This window comes from Cystobacter fuscus (genome assembly GCF_044360685.1).
In the GTDB taxonomy this organism is placed as follows: domain Bacteria; phylum Myxococcota; class Myxococcia; order Myxococcales; family Myxococcaceae; genus Cystobacter; species Cystobacter fuscus_C.
Genome location: NZ_CP043491.1, coordinates 63,011 through 84,850 on the forward strand (window position 1 = coordinate 63,011; position 21,840 = coordinate 84,850).

Genomic DNA, 21,840 nt, shown 5'->3' on the forward strand with positions numbered 1-21,840 from the left:
GCTAACACGCTTCCACGCCCATGACACCCCGTCGAAACGGCCCCCCGTGCGCTGTCCGATTCCTATCGGCGCACGGAGCGCCGGAGGGCCTGGAGGGACGAGGGCTCCCGGGGAAGGGATTCCAGCCAGGAGTCCACCTCGGACGCCCGGGGAGCGAGCCCTGCCTGGAGGAAGCGCTCACGGGCCTGGGCCGCCTCGCGCCGGGCCTCGCCGCGCGCCTGGGGCCCCGGGTCGCTCGCCCACAGGGCGCGCGCCAGGGCATAGCCCGACTCGGCCAGCGCGTCCGGGCTCATGGTGGGGAAGGCGACGGCCCGGCGCAGGGGTTCGATCGCCTCGCGCGTGCGGCCCAGCCGCATCAAGGCCTGGCCCACGCCGTCGTAGGAGTACTGGAGATCCTCGTCGTCCGCGGCCAGGGCCGCGCGCTTGAGGGCGAGCGCCCGCTCGAAGGTGGTGAGCGACTCCTCGGCGCGTCCGAGCTTGAGCAGACACTGGCCCACCCCGTCCAGGGCACTGGCCACCTGGGGGCTGTTCTCACCGAAGGCGGCGGTGTGCGCGGCGACCACGGCGCGCGCATGCTCCAGGGCCCGCTCCGGCTGTCCCATCTCGAGCAGCAGTCCGGCGAGCAGACCATGGCGCCGGCCGGTGTCCGGGTGGAGGGGCCCCACGGCGGCCCGGGTCTGCTGGAGCGCCTCCTCCAGGAGCGCCACCGCACGGGGCCGCTCGTTCATGTCCAGCAGCACGCGGCCGAGCTGGAAGAGGGTGCGCGCGCGCTTGGGGTGGCCGGGGGGCAGCGCCTTTTCCTGGAGGGCGCGGGCCTTCTCCAGCAGGGCGCGGGCCTCCGCGTAGTGCTCCTGGGTGATGGCCGAGTTGGCCCGGTTCGTCAGCAGGTCGGCCTCCAGGGCCGGATCCCCTCCCAGGCGCCGCAGCGTGGCCTCGCCCAGGCCCGCCCAGCTCTCCGCCTGGGTGAAGTGCTTCTGCTTGTCCTCCACGAAGTTCAGCCGGTTGGCGATGGTCACCTTGAGCCGGTCGGCCCGTCCGGACTCGGCGTCGAAGAAGGCCTGGGTGAGCAGCCGCTCGGACTCGGCGGACGCGCCGAGGTTGGACTGGAGCGCGCCCAGGTCGTAGCGCAGCTCGGCGATGAGCGGCAGGTGGCCCGTGGCGAGCACGGGGGCCTCGAGCGCGAAGCCCTTCTCCAGGGCGGGCCGGTAGCGCCCCGCGTCGAGCATCGCCTTCACCCCGGCGAGCTCGCCGCCGAGCCGGGCGATCTCCGCGCGGCGCGTGGGGTCCACCGGCAGGCGCTGCTGGGCGGCGAGCGACTCCACGTCCGCGCACTCGCTCAGCGCGGGCAGCGCGTACACCGTGTCCAGCGAGCGATCCACGAGCTTCGCGTCCGCGTCGGCCAGCACGCCCACCACGGCGCGCATGTCCTGGAGCCGCCGGTCCAGACACACCACGCGCTGGGACAACAGCTCCTCGGTCTGCACCTCGCGCACGCGCGTGGCCTCGCACGCCTCGGTGCTCTGCCGCTTCCAGTCGGCCGCGTATTGCTCCAGCACCCGGGTGACGCGCGCGGCCATCTCCCCCGCGCCGGGCCGTCCGGTGGCCTGGAAGGCCTTGTCCAGCGTGGCGCCCGAGTCCGGCTCCCACACCTCGGCCATGAGCGCGTCGGCGCCCGTGCACACCTGGGACTGTTGGTACACCACCCCGCCCACCACGCTGAGCCCCACGCCCGCCACGCACGCCGCCGCCGCCCAGCGCTGGCGCTGCACGCGCCGCCGCTCCTGCGACAGTGCCTCCAGCAGCTCGCGCATCGAGGCGAAGCGCTCCTGGGGCTCCAGCGACATGCCGCGCATGAGCGCCTGGCGCACCCACGCGGGCACCTTGGAGTCGCGCGGCGGCTCCTGGATGAGGTCCGCCTCCGGGGCGCGCTTGGCCAGGGGCGCCGGCGCCACGTCCAGCGTCTGGGTGCGCGCCGGGGCCAGCTCCTCCCTGCGCCGCGAGGTGACGAAGGCCCGCATGCGCGAGGTCTCGAAGGCGCGCTTGCGGTAGAGGCCCCAGTAGAGCGCCACGCAGAAGCTGAACTGGTCCGAGCGCGCGTCGATGTCGCTCCCCCGGTACTGTTCGGGGGACATGTAGTTGGGCGTGCCCATCACCACGCCCGAGCGGGTGAGGGTGGTGTCCAGCATGCGGCGCTCGGGGGGCACCAGGCCCTCGGCCTGCTCGGGCAGGGGCTCCTCGGGGACCAGGCCCTCGCCCACCTTGCGCGCCAGGCCGAAGTCGGTGACGTAGACGCGGCCGCCGCGGCCGAGCAGCACGTTGGCGGGCTTGAAGTCGCGGTGCACCAGCCCCGCCTCGTGCGCCGCGAGCAGGCCCCGGCCCGCCGCCAGGAAGACCTCGAGCACCTCGCGCCAGGGCCGCTCCTTCTCCAACCACCCGCTCAGCGTGCCCTCGTCCGCCATCTCCATGGCGAGGAACACGTGCTCGCCCCACATGCCCACGTCGTGGATGGGGACGACGTTCGGGTGGGTCACCCGGGCCATGGCCTGCGCCTCGCGCAACAGCCGCGCGCGCGCCGCCTCCGCGTCCAGCTGGCCGTCCGCCTGCAACAGCTTGAGGGCCACCTTGCGGTCCAGGTCCGGATCGTACGCCGAGTACACGACGCCCATGCCGCCCTGCCCCAACTGCTTGAGCAGCACGTAGCGCCCCACCTGGGCCACCGGCGGAGCGTCCTCCACCTGGGCGTTCCGGTTGGAGCGGCCCGTGTCCGGCGCGGGCTGCTCGCGCGAGTTCTTGCTCCGGAACCGGCTACTCCTGGTTTTACCGTCACCCATGGCTGTCCAGGATTCCACCTCGGCTCCGGCTTTGTAAAGGGTACCCCCCCCTCTTCACCCTCGACGGACCGGGAGCGCGCGAGGCCCGCTCCCGTGAGAAAATGAGAAACACACACCCTTTTTTCGAGGTGTGGGCCCGCTGCTTTGATTGGGTAGCTCGTCACCCCGCACGACAATGACTGTCGTCCCGGAATCGCAGACACACCTCAGGCGGCCGACCCCGGGGCGTCGCCCAGCGGCAGCACCACGGTGAACGTGGTGCCCTCCCCGGGCTCACTCTCCACGGAGATGGAGCCCCCGTGGGCCCGCACCACCTCGCGCGTGAGGTAGAGGCCGAGCCCCAGCCCCCCGAAGTGCTGCTCCGGCACCCCCCGGCTGAACCGGTCGAAGATGTGCTCCTGCTCGCTCTTCGACATGCCCATGCCCCGGTCGCGCACCACCAGGAGCACCGAGCCCTCCCGCTCCATCACGCGCACGTCGATGGGACGGCCCTCGCCGAACTTCAGCGCGTTCTGCACCAAGCCCATCACCACCAGCTCCAGCCGGCGCGGATCCCACTCGCCCTCCACCGGGCTGCACAGCTCGCGCACCACCTCGGAGCCGCTGTCGGAGATCTGCCGCTGCACGCCCTCGAGCACGCCCTCCACCAGCTTGCACAGGTCCATGCGCTTGCGCCGCAGCACCAGCGCGTTGCCGGCGATGAGGTGGGACACGTCCAGCAACTGGTCCACCAGCAGCCCGAGCCGCCGCGTCTGCCACTCGGCGACGGCGATCTCCCCGAGCAGCACCTCCGGCTCCAGGGAGGCCGCGCTCCGGCCGCGGCGCAAGAGGCTCTGCAGCCGCAACTGGAGGGGCAACAGGGGCGTGCGCAGCTCGTGCCCGGCCACCGAGAGGAACGTCTCCCTCAGCCGCAGGGCCTGCTCCGCCTGGCGGTAGAGCCGCGCGTTGTCGATGGCGATGGCGGCGCGCCGCGCCAGCTCCTCGGCCAGCGCGAGCTCGGCGGGCCCGTAGCGCTCCGGCCGGGCCGCGGCGAGCGTGATGGCGCCCAGCGCGTGCCCCCGGCTCATCAGCGGCACCGCCAGCACGCTGCCCAGGCCCAGCTCCGACACGAGCTGGACGTGCGCGTCGTCGACGCACTGGGCACGCATCGCGGCCTGGGTGACGCGTGACTCCAACACCCACGTGCCGGTGCGCGCGGCCACGGCCGCCGGGACCCTCGAGTCCGGGCCGGGAGGGTAGCGCCGCTGGAGCTCGTCCAGCAGCGGCGCCTTCGCCGCGTCCACGTGCGCCCCACCCACCCGGCGCAGCACCCCGTCCTCCTTCAAGTCGATGACGCACCAGTCGGCCAGGGGGCCCACGCACACGGAGGCGATGCGCGGCAGCACCTTCTCCAGGTCCAGCGACTCCACGAGCACCCCGCCGGCCCGGGCGAGGAAGGCGGAGGCCGCCTCGGAGCGCTGGCGCTCCTCCAGTTGCTTGCGCAAGGACTCGCGCATCTCGTTGATGGCGGCGCTCACCTCGTCCAGCTCGTCCCGGCTCACCCGGTGCGTGCCCGTGCGCCGCAGCACCAGGGGCGTCTCCAGGTGCTCCGTGTCCAGGCCGCGCGTGTAGGCCGCCATGGTGGCCAGGTGCTGCGTCACCAGGCGCTGGATGAGGAAGAAGGCGAAGAGGCCGAAGAGGAACGTCTTGCCCGCCTCGGTCGCGAGGATGACGAGCACCCGGCTGTGCAGCTCGGCGCGGGTGTGCGCCAGGTTGGCCCCCACCCGGAGCGTCCCGAGCAGGCGCGAGCCGTGGTACAGCGGGAACTCCCGGGAGAACTCCCGGGGCACGCCGCCGCCGGCCACGTAGTGGGTGCCCAGCTCGGTGTCCACCTCCACGAGCACGATGCCGGGCAGCGTGGTGATGCCCTCGAGCTGGGTGCGCAGCAGCGTCTCGTCGAGTGTCCACAGGCTCTCGGCGATGCCCTGCGTGTAGCTGGAGCGGATCTGCGTGAAGCGCTCCTCGAGCTGCCGCACTTCCCGGTGGTAGTCGGTGCCCAGCTGCACCAGCGTGCCCAGCAGGCTGACGGCGATGCTGAAGAGCAGGATGTAGAGCAGCAGCCGTCGTCCGAGCCGGTTGCCCGAGCGCAGCCAGCGCGAGCCCCAGGCCGCCACCGGCTCGCGCGCCTGGACTCCAGAGGTGACCGGCGCGTGCGACTCAGGGGTTGCCATTCGTGTCCATGCGGCCATGCCGCTGCGCGAACAATGCCTGGAGGGAGAAATCGTAGTGCTTCACGCGCGGGTTGGCCGCCTTGGAGAAGGCCCGGAAGTCGAAAGCCTCCCAATCCGGCCGGCCGAGCACCTCCAGGTAGCCCGCGGCACTGGCACGCGTGGCGGGCAGGAACTCCGTGCGCCAGTCGATCCGCTCGGAGGCGAAGTCGCGCCCCTGGTGGTGATCGTACAGGAGCACCAGGGACCAGGCCCCCTCCAGGAAGTGCCCCCCGAGGCTCGTCACCAGCTTGCCCCCGCGCACGGCCTCGAGCGCCTCGGGCGTCCAGTCGACGCCCCCCACCAGCACGTCCTCGCCCGGGCGGCGGCCCGCGTCCTCCAGGGCCTGCACGGCCCCCATCGCCAGGTCATCGTTGGCGGCCCAGATGACCTGGAGTTCCGGGTAGCGGCGCAGCAGGAGGAACGTCTTGCGCTGGGACTCCTCCCGCCTCCAGGCGGCGGTGACGCTCTGGAGCAACTCGACGTCCTTCTCCGCGGACAGGGCCTGGCGCAGGCCCAGGTGGCGCTGCCTCGCGGAGGTGTCCCCCCACTGGCCCTCGATGGCGATGAGCCGCACCGGCCCCTCCACCGGCCCCTTCACCGAAGAGCGCCCGCGCGCCCGGGCCGCGTCGATCAGCAGCCGCACCAGCCGATCACCCGCCCCCACGTCGTCCGGCACCATCTGGCCAATCCACCGCTCGAAGTGCTCGCGCGGCCCGCCGAAGCGCGCCCGCTCCTCGAGCGCCAGCCCGGAGTTGACGACGAACACCGGCACCTGGGCCTGCTCGGCCACCTCGAGGACGCGGGCGCCGATGCCGCGGTGGATGGAGGTGATGAGGTAGTCGGGCTTGTCGGGCCCGCTCACCGCCTGGCGCGCCTGCTCGAGGATCTGCCCCGGCCAGTGGCCCACGTCGATGTCGATGAGCTCGATGTCCAGGTCATGGGCGGCCGCGTGCATGGCGCCCCTGAACTGGCGGGAGAAGCCCCCTCCGGTCCCCAGCGCATTGAGGAAGACCACGCGCATGCGCGCGCGCGCGGGAGCGGCGGGCTCGGGGGGCGCCGCCCCCAGCAGCAGCAGGGGCACGAGCAGGACACCGAGGCGCCACCGGAACGTGGTCATGGGCAAGCAGCTCCCCCCTTTCCGCGTGCGCCCGGGAAGACTCCAGGACGAGGAGGGGTGAGCGTAGCGTCGGCGGGAACCGGCAGGAACTGGCGTCATCGCGCAACGCTCACCCGCCAGCGTCAGCGGCGTCACCGTCTCCTATCCTACATTTCCGGACTCCGGCTCGGCTCCTTGCCTGGTCACGGAGGGAACAAACTTCGAGCCCCACTGGAAACAATCCCCGAAACGTTGCGATACTAGGGAGAAGCTGAACCCGCGTATTTCCCGCCCCCGGGAGGTCCCCCATGAGCCTGACGATTCCCCCGAACTCCGTCATCCTCCCACGAGTCACCAAGAGTGCCAGCACGCCCGAGCCCGAGGTCCAGACGCCGCCTCCGCCTCCGCCCAAGCTGACCAAGGACCTCGAGACGGTCAAGGACGACTACCAGCAGGCGCTCGAGAACCAGAAGCAGTGGCTCATCAAGTACGGCGCGCCCAAGGAGCAGATCGAGGCCCTGGACAAGGCGATCGAACAGCATCAGGAGTCGGTGCTGGATTTGAACAACGCGCGCAACTCACAGAACAGCGTGGTGGCGTTGGAGCAGAAGGACGCGGGCGGGTGGAACAGCGAGGCGCCGGTGCTGCAGCAGGAGGGCAACAGCGACTGCGGCGAGACGGTGGCCACCATGTTCAAGGGGGCCAAGGAGGGCCGTGAGAAGGTGGAGGGCGAGCGGGGCCAGGGCATCATCAACGACTTCAAGACCCGCTTCACCAAGGGGGATGGCACCACGCCGGCGGAGATGGCCGACATGCTCACCTCCGAGGGGCTCGAGGTGAAGCACAGCAGCAAGGGCCTGGAGCGCGGCGCCATGGACGAGGCACTGCGCAACGGCGACAAGGCGGCGGTGATGCTGGACTCGAAGATCTCCGGCAGCCCCGACGACGTGTCTGGCAGCCCGCACTGGGTGCTCATCGATGGCATGGACAACCAGGGCCGCTACCTGGTGAAGGATCCCTCCAACGGCTCCAGCTACTACGCCAAGCCCGAGGACCTCGCCAACGCCATCAACACCAGCCAGAGCAAGAGCCAGTCGGGCGGCGTGCTCATCGTGGGCAACCCGGACGTCCCCACGGATCTGGCCAACAAGAACCGGGAAAACGCCGAGACGCTCGGCAACACGCCCGGCACGGGTTGGGGCTGGAAGAAGAACTCGCAGGAGAGCTCGGAAGGGTAGGCCCGGGCGGGCGGGCCTCGCCTCAGCGCACGGGCAGGTCCGCCAGCGTCAGGTTGAGCACCGCCGGCTTGCCCTGCTCGACGGGCACGAACAGCTCGCGCCGCTTGCCGTCCTGGCCCTGGAGCAGCAGCCGGAGCTGTCCCACCGGAACGGGCTTCTTGAACAGGGGCGTCTTGCCCAGGGAGCGCCCGTTGAGGAACACCTCGGCCTCGGGCCGGGTGACGAGCGTGAGCAACCCCTGCTTCGCCGCACGCGCGGAGGGAGCCGCCCCGGCCCCGGCCGCCTCCGTGGTGGAAGCGGGCGCCTTCGCGGCCTCCGTGGCCGGAGGGCTCGTCGGCGCCGCCGCGGCCTCGGGTGACGGCTCGGCGGCCTGGGGACGCGGGGGCCCGAGGGGAAGCAGGGGAGAGGGATCCTCCGCGGCGCCAGGAGCCGGAGCGGGGGTTGGCTCGGCCTGGAGGGCCTGCCGGAGCTCCATGCCCCCCAGGCCCAGCAACCCGCCCAGCACCAGCATCCCGGCCCACAAGCCCAGGGAACTCTTCGCCACCTTGGGGCCCGGCGTCTCCCGCGTGTCCGGGGGCGTGGCGGCGACGTTCGAGAACTCCCGCGTGACCACCCGGCCCGTGGTGACCACCCGGTCCAGCGGGGTGGCATCCACATCCGTCTGCACCTCGGGCTCCGTCTTGTGCCGGGGCGCGGGGGAGCGGGGCGGGCGCTTCTCGACTCCCGGACGCCGCGCGTCCTCGAGCGCGCGCATGGGCTCCGGCGCCGGCCTGGGCGCGACTGGAGCCACCTTCGACGTGCCATCCAGCGTCTCGTCCACGGTCTGCAGCAACTGGCGCGTGCCCTCGCGCTGCTTCTCGAAGTGCTCGGCCATGAAGGCGGCGCGTTGCTCGGCGTCGAAGAGCAGGGGGCCCGCCGCGGCCTCCAGCGCCCGCGCCATGTCCCGGCCCGTCGCGTAGCGCTGCTCCCGGTCGCGCGCCAACGCCTTGAGCGCCACCGCGCGGATCTCCGCCGGCACCTGCCCTCCCCGGGGCTGGGGCTCGGGGATGGAGGCCCCCAGGATCATCTGCATCTCCTGGATCTCCGACCCGGCGGCGAACAGCCGCTCGCCCGTGAGCAGCTCGTGGAGCATCACCCCCACGGAGAACAGATCGCTGCGGCCATCCAGCGGCTGGCCCCGCACCTGCTCCGGCGACATGTACCCGGTGGTGCCCTTCACCATGCCCGCCTGGGTGTTCGCCCGGGCGCCGCGCGCCTTGGCGATGCCGAAGTCCAGGAGCTTCACCACCCCGTCGTACGTCACCATCACGTTCTTGTGCGCCACGTCCCGGTGGATGACGGGGTGGGGCTTGCCCCCGGGTGTGGTGAAGGTATGCGCGTAGTGCAGCGCGAGGCACACATCGCGTATGACCGACAGCACGAAGCCCAGGGGCAGCGTCCCCCCGAACCGCCGGCCCAGGGTGATCACCTGATCGAGGTTCTGCCCCGCGATGAACTCCATCGCCAGGAACAGCCCCCCCGCGTCCTGCCCCAGCTCGAACACCTGGCCGATGTTCGGATGGTTGAGCGCCGCGGTGATGCGCGCCTCGTCCAGGAACATCCGCTCGAACTGCTCGTCACTGCGCGCGTCCGGGAGGATGCGCTTGATGGCCGCGTACTTGCGAAAGCCCCCCGGCCCCGACGTGTAGCCCAGGAACAGCTCGGCCATGCCCCCCACGGACAACTGCGAGAGGACCTCGTAGCGTCCGATGCGCTCTCCCCGGTGGGGATCGAATGGCACGGGAGAAGACGAGGAGGAGGGCCCCTGGACAGGGTCGGACATGGGCACGCAGCATAGCCCACAGCCCCTGTGGACGGCCTGTGGAGCGAGCCGGGAGTCCCTGTGGACAACCCCACCGCACTTGCCCCCCTTGTGGATGGCCGGGGATAAGCGCCAACTTCCCCACATGTAGCATGATCGGGATTGCTCAAGGATGACGAGCGCTTACGGACTTTTCCACAAGCCCACACCCCCTGCTGTTACCTCTTCTAGATCAAGATCACTCTCTATCCAGTGAAGAAACAGCGGGGCCTGGGGACAACCCGAACTGTGGACAAGGCCCCCCGGCGCTTCAGTGCCAGGTGCGGGTCAGGGACACCAGGGTGAGGCGGGCGCGCGCGGCATCCAGCTCCAGCCGCACGTCGCAGCCGGCCAGCAGGAACTCCAGGGTGACGGGGGCCGAGCGCGGCAGGAACTCCCGCTCCCGCGCCGCCTGGACCGCCAGCCGGAACAGCTCCCCCAACAAGGTGTGACGCGTGTCCGCCGGCAGCAGATCCATCTGCGCCTGCAGCGGGAACGGGACGAAGACCGTGAAGGCCTGGGCCGGTTGCTCGGAGATCACGGATTCGGTGAAAGCCATGCGACCCAGGAATGCCAGAAGCGTACCGGGAACGGCCTCCGTGATTCCGCGAGGTTATGGGGTTGGCTCGGCGGAGGGGCCGTAGAAACGGCAGGAATTTCCGGAATGGAGGGATGCCCGCGGAGACAGAGGGGCCGATCTACCCCTGGCCGGGCGGCCTGCGAGCGGTCAGGGGTCCACACTCCCTCCTGGAAGAATGAGGGGTGTACCAAGGAGTGCGTGCACCCGGGGGCGGGCTGGGGTAATGCCGACCCTCGTGACGCGAACCCGGGAGATGGATGGACGGCTGTCGGCCCGGGTGGACGACCCGGTGCCGGCGCGAGCCGGGAGTCACGCGAAGGAGCTCCCTTGGAGTTGAGTCCCCCCCGTGGCCCCCGACCCTACCGAGACGCCTCTCTTCGTGCGCATCAGGTTTCCGAGACCAGGGCCCACCTGGGAGAGTCCGTCGCGTCGACCATGCCGATGTTGAACGATTCTTCCGCGCTCGCCTTCTGCCGCGAGGTGCTGCCCGCGGTGTCGCGCACCTTCGCGCTCAACATCCCCGTGCTGCCCGCGCCGCTGGATACGGCGGTGCTGGTGGCCTACCTGCTGTGCCGGATCGCCGACACGCTGGAGGACGAGGTGCAGGGGCCGGCCAGCGCGGTGCTGCTCGCGGAGCTGGCGCGCCTGAGCACGCTGCCCGAGGGGTGGCGGGAGGACGCCCGGCGCTTCACCCAGGAGGCCGCGCGGGTGCTGCGCGCCCAGGCGCCCGCGGCCGAGGTGCGGCTGGTGGAGGGCACGGGCCAGGTGTTGGAGGCGCTCGGGGAGCACGCGGCGCCGGTGCGCGAGCACGTGGCCACGTGTCTGCGGCTGATGACGGAGGGCATGGGGCGCATGGGCAGCAAGGGCCGCGCCTCGGGCGGGGGCCTGGGCCTCGCCTCGCTCGAGGAGACCCTGGAGTACTGCTATTACGTGGCGGGCACGGTGGGGGAGATGCTCACCCGGCTCTTCGAGTGGTACTCGCCCGCCATCGCCGGACGCGCGCGCATGCTCGAGCCGCGCTCGGTGGCGTTCGGCAACGCGCTGCAGCTCACCAACATCCTCAAGGACGTGCGCGAGGACCTGGAGCGGGGCTTCTGCTGGCTGCCCCGGACGGTGCTCGCCGAGCACGGCCTGACGCCCGAGGCCCTCCTGGAGCCGGGCAACCGCGGCGCGGCGCTCGAGGCCCATGGCCGGCTGGTGGCGGTGGCGCACCGGGAGCTGCGCCAGGCCTTCGAGTACGTGATGGGCCTGCCCCGCGAGGAGCACGGCATCCGCCTGTTCTGCCTGTGGCCGCTGTTCCTCGCGGTGATGACGCTGCGCAAGCTGTACGGCAATGGCCGGGTGCTCGAGCCCGGGCCGGTGAAGGTGTCGCGGCGCACGGTGAAGTGGGTGGTGGCGGCGACGAAGCTGCTGGTGGCCCGGGATGGGGCCCTCAAGCTCATGTTCGCCGCGCTCACCGCCCCGCTGCCCGCCTGAGCCCCGGCCTCACCCCGTCCGGGCGCGGAACACCACGGTGAGGTTGTGGCTGGGCATCTCGATGACGCGCTCGCGCTCGAGGCCGTGCCGCCGCGCCTCGGCGGTGACGGCGCCCAGCTCGCGCACGCCCCAGGAGGGGTCGCGCTCGCGCAGCGAGGCGTCGAAGGCGAGGTTGCTCGGTGCCGGGGGCTGCCCCTCGATGAAGTACGCGCCGTAGAGCACGAGCGGCCCGCCCGGAGCGAGCACCCGTCCCGCGCCCCTGAGGAGCCCCTGGCAGGCCTCCCACGGGGAGATGTGCACCAGGTTGATGGCCACGAGCGCGTCCGCGCGTTCCACCGGCCAGGGCTCGGCCAGCACGTCCAGCGCGAGCGGGGCGCGCAGGTTGGGCGGGCCCTCCTCCTGGCGCCAGGCCTCGATGCTCGCGAGCGCGGTGGGGTCCAGGTCGGTGGGCTGCCAGGTGAGCCCGGGGAGGGCGCGCGCGAAGAAGACGGCGTGCTGGCCGGTGCCGCTCGCCAGCTCGAGCACGGTGCCCTGGGCGGGCAGCACCTCGCGCAGCACGGGCAGCAGGGGTTCCCGGTTGCGCTCGGCGGAAGGGGCGTGGCGCTTCATGGAGTGGCGGGGCCCGGCGGGGCGGCGGGCGGGGCCGCCTGAACGGCTGGGGAAGGCAGCAGCCACGAGGACACCACGCCTCCGTCCCAGCGCAGGGCGACGAGCATCGCCGCGAGCCCCAGCAGCACCACCAGCACCAGCAGGGCCACCCGGAGCCCCCGCCCGGAGCGCGCGGCCGCGATGGAGTGGGTGCCCGAGGACAGCAGGAGCTCCTCCTCCGTCTTCGGCGCGCTCGAGCGCGGAGGGAGGGAGGGCAGGGTCTGGAAGGGGAGGGTGGGGTATTCCGACGAGTCCTCGCTCGGGCTGTCGACGGGACGCGGGGGCGGGGAGGGACGGCGATGGGGCTGGGTGGTGTCCTCGTCCCTGTCCCCGGCGGAGGGCGGCGCGGTGACGGAGGCGCGCGTGGCCGCGTCCGGAGCGGAGATGCGCAGGGCGCGCGTGGGCTGGGAGCGGGAGGAGGCCTCGGGGGGGCGGGGCGGCTGTCGGCGGGGGAGCGGGAGGGCGTGGCCTCGGGGAGGCGGGACGGCTGTCGGCGGGGGAGGCGGCGCGGTTCTCGGAAGTGGTGGAGCGCCGGGGCCGGACGAGGGCCGTCTTCTCCGGCTCCTTCTTCTCCTCGGGGGCGGGAGGGGGTTCCACGCGGCCCGGCGTGCGCGGCCGGGGGGGTGGGGGCAGCACGGGCCGCGAGCGATCCACGGTGGCACGCGCGGACGGGCGGGGCGTGGGCGAGGCGGCGCGGGGCTCACCCCCGGCGACGGGAGCCGCCGGAGGTGGCACGAGGGGCGAATAGGGGATGATGTCCGTGTTGGCCGACGAGGGCCCGCGCGAGGCCTGCGCGGGGGCGGCGGTGACCACGGGCAGGCGGGGCGTGGCCCCCTCCTTCGCCGCGTCCTTCGCGCCTTCCCGGGGCTCGGCCGGGGACAGTGGCAGCTTCACCTCGCCCGTGGAGGTCCGGCTGCCCGCGAGCACCTGCCGCGTCTGCTCGCGCCGCTCGGCGAAGAGGCGCCGCAAGAGCGCCCCGCTCTGCTCGGGCAGCCAGATGAGGCCGCTCACGGCGCGCTCCAGCTCGCGCGCGAACTCCAGCGTCGTCGCGTACCGGTCCTCGCGCTGGCGCGAGAGGGCCTTGAGCACGATGGCGTCCAGCTCCGGGGGCACGGCCTTGTTGGCGCGCGAGGGCTCGGGGATGGGGCCGCGCAGCACCGCGTTCATCACCGCCGCGGGCGCCTTGCCCGGAAACAGCCGCGCCCCCGTGAGGCACTCGTGCAGCACCACGCCCAGGCTGAACAGATCGCTGCGCGCGTCCAGCGGCTGGCCGAGGATCTGCTCCGGCGACATGTAGCCGCTCGTGCCCTTCACCATGCCCACCTGGGTGCGGCTCACCTCCATCAGGCTCTTGGCGATGCCGAAGTCGAGCAGCTTGGTGACGCCCTCGTACGTCACCATGATGTTCTTCTCGGCCACGTCCCGGTGGATGACGGGCGAGGGCTCGCCCAGCGCGTCCGTGAAGGTGTGCGCGTAGTGCAGCGCCAGCGCCGTGTCGCGCACCGTGGCCAGCCCCAGCCCCATGGGCATGGGCTCCTTGGCCGCCAGGCACGCGCGCGCCACTTCCAGGAGCGTCGCCCCCGGCACGAACTCCATGGCCAGGAACAGCTCGCCCCCGGCCACGTCCAGATCGAACACCTGCGCGATGTTCGGGTGGTTGAAGGCCGCGGTGACGCGCGCCTCGTCCAGGAACATCTGGACGAATTCCTCCTGGCCCTGGATGTCCGGGAGGATCTTCTTGAGCACCACCGGCTTGTGGAACCCCGCCAGGCCACGCCTGGAGGCGAGGAAGATTTCCGCCATGCCTCCCGTGGACAGGCGGCAGAGCACCTCGTAGTTGCCCATCTGCCGGCCGCGCACATCGTCCTGCGCGGAGGGAAGCATCGAACCAGCCATTCGAGAAAACCAAGCCTATAGGACCCGCCGCCCCAGGCGGAAGCCATCCCCGTGTTTTTCGCGTGAGAGCGTAACTGGAGTGCCTTCCAGTGAAACCTTGAACGCTCGTTTTACTGCTTTCCACCGATCAACGGAACGGGTTTTACCCGTTTCTTGAGACTCCCGGGGCTGGCGGGAAAATGTCGGGGAGGTGGCAGAAGGGGACCGCCCTGCGCACGAAGGGGGAGGAGTGCAAGCCCCGCCCGCGGGACGAGGCAAATGTCGTCGGGTGAGCACCTGCGGGGGGGGCGACGGGTGCTCGACGATTGGAGGGCCCGGCGACATCCGGTGAGGCTGCACAAGCCGGGGAGTGTGTCCACATTGGCGGAATTCCGAAGGCGGAGTTCCCCATGGCGACGAAAAAGGTGGCGGAGCGCGTGCGTGCCCGAGACAACGTCCTGGGCTATCGCATGGGTCCGGGGTTGGTGGCGGTGGCGTCCGTGGAAGGTGAACGTTCTCCGGCGGGGCGGTTGGTGCAACTGTCCCCGGAGCATTTGACGGTGTGCCTGCAGAAGCCCACGGCGCTCAAGCCGGGGCAGCGGGCCAACGTGGTGTTGGGCGTGGGAGGGGAGGCAACGGCCCTGAGGGCCGAGGTGATGAAGATCCATCGGCCGGCGCCCGAGGCGCTGCCGGAGCTGAGCCTGCGCTTCGTGGCGCCGCAGCTCGCGCAGGGCCGCCACATCGTCTCCATGCTGGAGGGCTGGCGCGACAAGGGGCACCTGGAGCTGCCGCGCACGAGCCCCATCTGGAAGGAGCGGATCGTGCGCGCGGATCGCATCGGCCGCATCTTCGAGGCGCTCACGGCGCGGCGCTGCCGGGGCATGGCGCGCTCGGAGCACGGGGACGTGGAGCTGTCCGCGGCGCTCTTCGACAAGTACGACGCCCGGGTGGCCTGGGAGGTGCGTGGGGGCGTGCTGCCCCCCGGCCCCTTGCTGCTGGAGGTGTATGGCTTCAGCTCCGTGCTGCGCTTCCAGGTGGACGAGGCGCTGCACGAGGACGGGCTGTGGAGCGTGAAGCTGCCCTCCGAGGTGGTGCGCTACCGCCACCGCCGGCTGCGCCGCGCCCCGGCGTGGGGTGGCTGCGTGGCGCGCTTCGCCCATCCGCTCTGGCCCCAGGTGCGCGTGCAGCGCGAGCTGATGGACATCAGCTACGAGGGCCTGTCCTTCGCCACCGAGCCGGGGGAGGACCTGCTCTACCCGGGGCTCGTGCTGCCCGAGGTGGAGGTGGAGCTGCCGGGGCGTGCGCCGGTGTACGTCAAGGCCGAGGTGCGCAACATCAGCGGTACCAGCGCGGGCCGCCGCTGCGGCATGAAGGTGGAGCCGATCGGCGACGCGGCGGCCTGGCGCACGCTCGTGGAGGAGCTGAGCCATCCGAACACGCGCGTGTCCGGGCAGTGGGATCAGGGCACGTGGGATCTCTACGAGCGCTCGGGCTACTTCCGGCTGTCGGGCAAGACGCCCGCGGACTTCGAGCGCATGAAGGCCGAGTACCGCGAGGCGCACGAGCGCCTGGAGCGGGCGCCCCGGCTGGGCTACCGCGTGGTGCGGCCCGTGCCCCAGAGCGACACGGTGGAGGCGAGCCTGTCCTGGCTCAAGCCGTACTCGGGCAGCTGGATGGCGCACCACCTGGCGCGGCACCTGCCCGCCGGCGAGCGCTGCCGCGGCACGGCGCGCGAGGCCCTGCGCGACATCTACCTGCGCGGCTTCGAGCCGGCGCAGACGGATCCGGACATCAAGTGGTTCCTCGCGTACTGCGAGGCGAACGTGCGCTGGGTGCGCTTCACGGCGCTCGACTTCGCCGAGTGGTACCAGCACACGGGCCAGGCGTGCGTGCTCAACTTCCACCTGATGGAGGCGGACGCGCGCCGCGAGTGGACGATGCCCGAGGGCTTCAGCCTGGGCGAGCCCACGGCCGAGGAGAAGCAGGCGCTGTTCGCGCGGCTCGAGCGCACGCGCCCGGTGGCCTACCGCGAGGCGTTGGATCTGGTGCCCGAGCGCTTCGACCTGGCGGGGCTCAAGCAGCAGTGGAGCGGGGCGAAGCTGGGCCGCGAGCGCCACGTGCTGGTGGCGCGCAAGGACGGCCGCGCGGTGGCGGTGGGCGTCATGGAGGCGGCGCACGCGGGGCTCAACCTGTTCCACGTGCTCAACGGGCTGCGCATCATCCCCCTGGTGGACGCGTCGCTGCCCGAGGCCCAGCAGGCGATGCTGGCGCTCCTGGCCGGCGCCGCCGAGTGGTACCGGGCGCGCGGTCTGGACGTGTTCATCCACTACGTGGAGGAGGAGCACCGGGACTACCTCGGCGAGGCGAAGCTCACGGACCTGGGCGAGGGCCGCATCTGGATCCTCTCCGCCCAGCTGCTGCCGGACTTCATCGAGCACCTGTGCGAGGCGACGACGCCCCGGGGAGGCGAGGCGTGAGGCAGCGCTCCCCGGGGGTGGGCCCTCAGGGGGAGTAGGACTCGGTGGAGGCGGAGTCGTGGTTGCTCACGCCTCCCACCGCGAGCACCGTGCCATCGCCCAGCAGCGTGGCGGTGTGGCCGTAGCGGTCCACGTTCATGGGGGCCGTGTCGCTCCAGGTGCCGCTGACGGGATCGAACCGCTCCGCGGCGGTGAGGATGCCGGTGGAGGGGTGGTAGCCGCCCGCCACGAGCACCTCGCCGCCGGGCAGGAGCGTGGCCGTGTGCGCGCGGCGGGGCGTGCGCACGGGGCCCGTGGCCGTCCAGGTGTCCGTGGTGGAGTCGTACAGCTCGGCGCTCGCGGCGGACGGGACGCCGGAGCCGAGGCCGCCCACCACGAGCACCCGGCCATCGGCCAGCGCGGTGGCGGTATGCCCGCCGTGGCCCACCTGGGTGGCTCTCACGGGCGAGAAGCTCCCCGTGGCGGGGTCGAACACCTCGGCCGAGGCCAGGGGGTTGCCCGAGCCATCCACGCCGCCCACCACGAGCACCCGGCCATCGCGCAGGAGCGTGGCGGTGTGCCGCGTGCGCGCCGTGCCCAGCGTGCCCGTGAGCGACCAGGTGTCGTGGGCGGGGTCGTACAGCTCGCTGGAGCCCAGCACCTCGCCGCCATCCTCGGAGGTGGAGCCGCCCACCACGAGCACCCGGCCATCGCGCAGGAGCGTGGCGGTGGGGTGGTAGCGCAACTTGTGGAGAAGTCCCGCCGCCCCCCACGCGCCGAGCGCCGGGACATACAGCTCGGCGTTGGCGCGGGTGGAGCCGCCCACGAGCAGCACCCGGCCATCGACGAGCCGAGTCATGGCGTGGCCGCGGTGCGAGGTGAGGGTGCTTCCGGTGGCCGACCAGGTCGCGCCGAGGGGCTCGTACACCTCGGCCGAGCGGTTGAAGCCGCCGGCCACCAGCACCCGGCCATCCGCCAGGAGGACCGCTTCGTGCCTCAGCCGGGGCAGGAGCAGGGCGCCGCGGCGCACCCACGTCCTGGCCGGGGGAGGCGCGCAGCGCAGGCCCATGTCCGAGGAGGCGGCGTTGTTGCCCTCGTCGCACTCCAGCTCGCGGCCCGTCCCCGGGGTGCCGTCGTCATCGGCCACGGCCCAGAGCGGGGCGCTCGGTTCCGGGGCGGTGGCGAGCTTCAACGTGGCACTGGCTTCACCCGCCGGGGGCAGGGCCTGGGGCAGCGAGGCGACGCCCAGCAACTGGCCGCCCGAGGCGGGATCTCCCTGGTAGAAGGCCACCCTCAGTCCGGCCGAGGCCGACGCGTCGCCCGCGTTGCGCACGCGGGCCTGGAGCGTCAGCGCCCAGGTCGTGGAGTCACACGTGGCGGTGACGTCCGAAACCCTGACATCGGGCGCCGCGAAGGCGGACGTGCCGGGGCTGCCCTGGCTGTTGGAACGAAAGGAATTGAAGCCGCTCAACCAGGCGGTGGCCGGGTGGGTGGGCAGGGTGCCATCCTCGTTCACGTGGGTGATGGAGTAGGCGTGCTGATTCCAGACGCGCCGGGTGTTCACCCACCCGTCCTTCCTGTCCCGGTACAGGCGCAGGCCGGCGAACGGGCCGAAGCCACAGGTGGTGTTCTGCGCCACGAGCAGCTCGGCGTTGTGGTCTCCATCCACGTCGGCGACGATGGGCTGCTCGTAGGCGGTGCAGGAGCTGTGGGGCACCTCGAAGCGCACCGCGCCGGTGGTGCCGTCGTAGATGCGCAGCCGCACCTCGTCCGCGTAGATGATCTCCGAGCGCCCATCCCCCTCGAAGTCGAAGGTGGACGAGCCCGTGCGGTTGGAGCTGTGATCGCGCATGGTGCTCACCCACTTCACCTCGCCGTCCGCCTCGAAGACGGTGTAGCGATCCGTGCCCGCGACGCCGATCTCCGGCTCACCGTCCCCGTCGAAGTCCGCGATGTTGGGCGTGCCCCCCACGCCGCCGCCCGGAATGGGCATGGTCCACAAGGACTGGCAGTGGTCATCCATCAACGTCACATAGCCGCTCCACACCACCACCACCTCGCCCTGGGGATCGGCGTCGAAGTTGGCCACCGCCGCGAGCCCATGGCCGATGTCGGTGTTCACGCACCGCGGTTGCCCGTCGGGCTCGTAGATGGCCCGGTCGTTGATCACCTCGAGCTGGCCGTCCTGATCGATGTCCACCGCGAAGGAGAGCGGCCCGCTGGTGGTGCCTCCCCCGCCATCGGTGCCCAACCACTTGAGCGCTCCGGTGTGATCGAAGACGGCGGGGCCGTTGATGATCTCCACCTGCCCGTCTCCCTCGAGGTCCGCCAGCGACGGGCCCCCCCAGTTGTTGCCCGGCCCCGCGGTGCGGAACTTGAAGGTGCCGTCGTGCTCGAAGCACAGCAGGGCCCGGCTGTCCTGGGCCACGGTGCAGATCTCCACCCGCCCGTCTCCGTCGATGTCACCCGCCGCGATGCTCGACGCGCCGCGCACCCGGTGCTCCTGCGCCGTCACCGCCCACAACTCCACGCCCGTGGCGCCATCCACCGCGCGCAGGATGCCGTCGCTGACGTAGTTCTCCCCCGCGTAGGAGTTGAAGACGACGTCCGGAACGCCATCCCCGTTGGTGTCCACCACCACGGGCGCCATCATCACGTTGGTGTGCGAGGGCATGACGTCGCTGCCCGTCCAGGCCCACTCCAGCTCGGGCTCGAAGACGGGGGGCACGGGGGGCCTCACCTCACAGCTTCCCGTGAGCGGTCCGCTCTGGACACCGGGTGCTTGCTCGCCACTCGAGGCCTTCTGCCCGCAGCCGGCCAACGCCAATACCATCAGGCTCCCGCGGACCCACCCGCGGACGATCCTCTTCTTGTCCATGGCTCTCCCCCGTGCACGGCACAGCCGGCCTCGGTCGCGCCCACCCGCGCCGACTCGAGCCGACAACACTCAATACATAAAGATGTACAACCCGGATAAATTGGAAACTCGTGCTGTGAGAAAAGACTCAACTCAGGCAGGGGTGCGGACGGGCCCTTCGTCCTGAAAGCTCCACATGTGAGCCTTTTCGGAGCGGGTTTTGTTGGACGGACAGCAACTGAGGCAGCAGGGTATTGCCTTGGATTTCCGTGCAGAAGGGTGATGCCCTCGATGCTCCTCGTGCTGTGTCTCGCGGCGGTACTGGGCGGTGCGCCGGGCGGGGGTGACTCCCCTTCCGCCGACGAGCGTGTCCAGCAACTGCTCCAGACGATGCACGACGTGGAGGTCTCGATCGAGCCGCTGCCCCGGCCCGGGGAGCCACCCGGGGACGCGGAGGATCATTGCGCGGTCGGAGCGGATGTGAAGCTCTCCCTGCGCGAGCCCTGGCGCCGGGGCGTGTCCTGCTGGCTGCCGGCGAGGGACGAGGCCACGCGGCGCGCGCTCTGCGAGGCCGTGACGGGGGGCGAGCCGGGAAGCAGGCTCGTGAGCAGGTGCCTGAACCGCCGGGCCGCCGTGTGCAGCCGGACGCCGCTGGACTGCGCCCCCCGCCATGTGAAGCGGATGCCTTCCAAGCTGGCGCCGCTGGCCGGGCTCCACGCGCGGCTGCCGCCCCAGGCGCTTCCGCCCGCCGAGGTGATGGCGTTGAAGGCCCTGGCCTTCCGGGCCTCGGGCAGGCTGGCCTGGCGCCGGCCTCCCCCGGGAGCGCCCTCGGCCCTCATGCACGTGGGGCGGGACAGCCCCTTCGGCTTCCTGCTGAAGAACGGCCGCCGCTACCGCTTCCAGGACGATCCCCGGTACGAGACCGCTCCCCTGTGGGTGCTCGACGTGACGTCGCTGGTGGGACGGCCCGCGCACGCCTTCCTCTCCTATACGCGCCAGGAGGAGCCGGAGGGGAGCCGGGGAGACGTCTGGCTGCGCATCCTGGAGTTCGACGAGGTGGCGGGCGCGCGGCAGCTCGCGGTGAAGAAGGTGGGGATGTGGTTTGGCGCCGGGGAGGAGCGGCGCCAGCGGATCCGCGGCTCTCCCTGCGCGTTCATGGGGTGCTCGCGCCGCCGGGGCCTCGCGGGCGAGGCCTGGCTCGTGCCGGTGCTGGCCTCGTCCGGCCAGCTCGAGCTGCGCCTGCCCCGGGGAATGTCCTGGCTCGGGGAGGGAGGCGCGCGGACGGGCTGGCGGGGTGACGGGGGATTGAAGGAGCTGCGCGCCGCGGTGGGCGCGTGGTGCTGGACGGGCGAGGAGCTGAGCCGTTGCCCAGGGTAGGATGAGCGGGTCCGCCTTGCCCCGTGCCCACCCGTGCCGAAGACGACTCCTCCCGCCATGACGCTGCCCGCCGAGGAGGCGCGCGCGTTCCTCGTCAGCCACCTCGCCCTCGCCGCGCCCGTGTATCCCTCGGGGGCCGAGGGCGTGCGCGCGCTCTTGCGCCACTTGCGCCACATCCAGTTGGATCCCCTCGACGTCATCGGCACCAACGCGGATCTGGTGGCGCTCGCGCGGGTGGACGGCCTCGCGCGGGGGGACGTGTACCGCCACCTCTACCCGGGCCATGCCTTCGAGCACTGGGCGAAGGAGCGCTGCCTGCTGCCCGCCTATGCCTTTCCCCACTACCGCGAGCGCTCGCTGGAGGCGCCGTGGTGGCGCCACGTCAAGCGGCTCGAGCGGCTGCCCGCCTCCGTGCTGAGCGCCGTGCTGGAGGAGCTGGAGGCCCATGGCCCGCTGACGGCCGCGGAGCTCACCGACCACGGCGCGGTGGATCCCCTCGACTGGAGTGGGTGGAAGGGAACGGCGAAGGCCACCACCATGGCGCTCGAGGTGCTGTGGACGCGTTGTGACATCGTCGTGTGCGGCCGGACGCCCGGGGGCAAGCGCTACGACGTGCCGCGCCGGGCGCTGCCGGAGGTGGCGCGGGCCGCGCCGGGGTACACCACGGAGGAGGGCTTCCTGCGCTGGGCGCTCGGCGAGCGCGTGGAGGCGGCGGGGCTGCTGTCGCGCGCGGCGGGGGCGCACTGGTCCATGCTGTCCCCGGTGAGAGGCTCCGCGCTGCCGGAGACCCTGGTGCGCGAGGGCGTGCTGGAAGAGGTGATGTTGCCTTTGTCACCGCGGCGCTACCTGGCTCCGGCGGGCTTCCGCTCCCGGCCGGTGACGGCACCGGACGAGCGGATGCGGATATTGGGCCCGTTGGACCCGTTGCTGTGGGACCGGGGGCTGGTGAAGCAGCTCTTCGGCTTCGAGTACGTGTGGGAGGTGTACAAGCCCGGGGAGCAGCGGCGCTGGGGGTGGTACGTGTGCCCGCTGCTGCACCGTGGACAACTTGTGGGCAGGTTGGAAGCACGCGTGAAGGAGGACGTGCTGTATGTGGAGAAGTTGTGGAGGGAGAAGGGCGTGAAGCTGGACGACGCGGCGCTCGACGAGGCCCTGGCGCGGCATGCCCGGGCGTGCGGCGCGCGGAAGATACGCCGGCCCCGGGCCCGGGTCGGATGACGGTGACAATGATTGACAGTCCCGGGTGTCAGACAATTCGAGGAGGGTGAGGTGTCGGGAAGAGTCCTTTGACATTCCCCCGGGTAGCTCCCGCGTACG

Annotated in this window: 12 protein-coding genes; 5 read left to right on the top strand and 7 right to left on the bottom strand. The window is 71.9% G+C overall.

Annotated features, from left to right (window positions below):
* Positions 1-62: 62 nt before the first annotated feature.
* The 3 genes from F0U63_RS00310 to F0U63_RS00320 form a co-directional block, all read right to left on the bottom strand.
* Positions 63-2,831: a tetratricopeptide repeat protein gene (locus F0U63_RS00310; RefSeq protein ID WP_395842495.1), complete on the bottom strand. Its 2,769-nt coding sequence runs from the start codon at positions 2,829-2,831 to the stop codon at positions 63-65.
* A 206-nt stretch (positions 2,832-3,037) separates the two neighbouring features.
* Entirely contained in the window at positions 3,038-5,041 is a 2,004-nt protein-coding gene (locus tag F0U63_RS00315; RefSeq protein ID WP_395842497.1) for an ATP-binding protein, read from the bottom strand.
* Entirely contained in the window at positions 5,028-6,197 is a 1,170-nt protein-coding gene (locus F0U63_RS00320; RefSeq protein WP_395842499.1) for an ABC transporter substrate-binding protein, read from the bottom strand. Before F0U63_RS00320 ends, F0U63_RS00315 begins: the two co-directional genes overlap by 14 nt.
* Positions 6,198-6,484: 287 nt before the next feature.
* On the opposite strand from F0U63_RS00320, the gene F0U63_RS00325 reads away from it, so the two are divergent.
* Positions 6,485-7,414: a hypothetical protein gene (locus F0U63_RS00325; RefSeq protein WP_395842502.1), complete on the top strand. Its 930-nt coding sequence runs from the start codon at positions 6,485-6,487 to the stop codon at positions 7,412-7,414.
* Between the two features lie 22 nt (positions 7,415-7,436).
* Here the strand turns inward: F0U63_RS00325 and F0U63_RS00330 are convergent, their stop codons facing one another.
* Complete coding sequence (locus F0U63_RS00330) at positions 7,437-9,236, bottom strand: serine/threonine-protein kinase (protein ID WP_395842504.1); 1,800 nt, start codon at positions 9,234-9,236, stop codon at positions 7,437-7,439.
* Positions 9,237-9,525: 289 nt separating this feature from the next.
* Positions 9,526-9,813 (bottom strand): hypothetical protein, encoded by a 288-nt coding sequence (locus F0U63_RS00335; RefSeq protein WP_395842506.1) that lies wholly within the window; start codon positions 9,811-9,813, stop codon positions 9,526-9,528.
* A 456-nt stretch (positions 9,814-10,269) separates the two neighbouring features.
* Here F0U63_RS00335 and F0U63_RS00340 point away from each other — a divergent pair, with 456 nt between their 5' ends.
* Positions 10,270-11,310 carry a phytoene/squalene synthase family protein gene (locus F0U63_RS00340; protein WP_395842508.1) on the top strand — a complete coding sequence of 347 codons (1,041 nt, stop codon included), beginning with the start codon at positions 10,270-10,272 and terminating at the stop codon, positions 11,308-11,310.
* 9 nt (positions 11,311-11,319) lie between these two features.
* On the opposite strand, the gene F0U63_RS00345 is transcribed toward F0U63_RS00340, so the two are convergent.
* On the bottom strand, positions 11,320-13,854 hold the full coding sequence (locus F0U63_RS00345; RefSeq protein WP_395842511.1) for a DUF938 domain-containing protein: 2,535 nt from the start codon (positions 13,852-13,854) through the stop codon (positions 11,320-11,322).
* Positions 13,855-14,243: 389 nt separating this feature from the next.
* Between F0U63_RS00345 and F0U63_RS00350 the strand changes: the two genes are divergently transcribed.
* Positions 14,244-16,310 (top strand): PilZ domain-containing protein, encoded by a 2,067-nt coding sequence (locus F0U63_RS00350; RefSeq protein WP_395842514.1) that lies wholly within the window; start codon positions 14,244-14,246, stop codon positions 16,308-16,310.
* Positions 16,311-16,335: 25 nt separating this feature from the next.
* Here the strand turns inward: F0U63_RS00350 and F0U63_RS00355 are convergent, their stop codons facing one another.
* Positions 16,336-19,167, bottom strand: a complete 2,832-nt coding sequence (locus tag F0U63_RS00355; protein ID WP_395842515.1) for a kelch repeat-containing protein — start codon at positions 19,165-19,167, stop codon at positions 16,336-16,338.
* A gap of 261 nt (positions 19,168-19,428) precedes the next feature.
* Here F0U63_RS00355 and F0U63_RS00360 point away from each other — a divergent pair, with 261 nt between their 5' ends.
* Positions 19,429-20,523 carry a hypothetical protein gene (locus tag F0U63_RS00360; RefSeq protein ID WP_395842517.1) on the top strand — a complete coding sequence of 365 codons (1,095 nt, stop codon included), beginning with the start codon at positions 19,429-19,431 and terminating at the stop codon, positions 20,521-20,523.
* A gap of 57 nt (positions 20,524-20,580) precedes the next feature.
* Positions 20,581-21,741 carry a winged helix-turn-helix domain-containing protein gene (locus tag F0U63_RS00365; protein ID WP_395848549.1) on the top strand — a complete coding sequence of 387 codons (1,161 nt, stop codon included), beginning with the start codon at positions 20,581-20,583 and terminating at the stop codon, positions 21,739-21,741.
* The last annotated feature ends 99 nt before the right edge of the window (positions 21,742-21,840 follow it).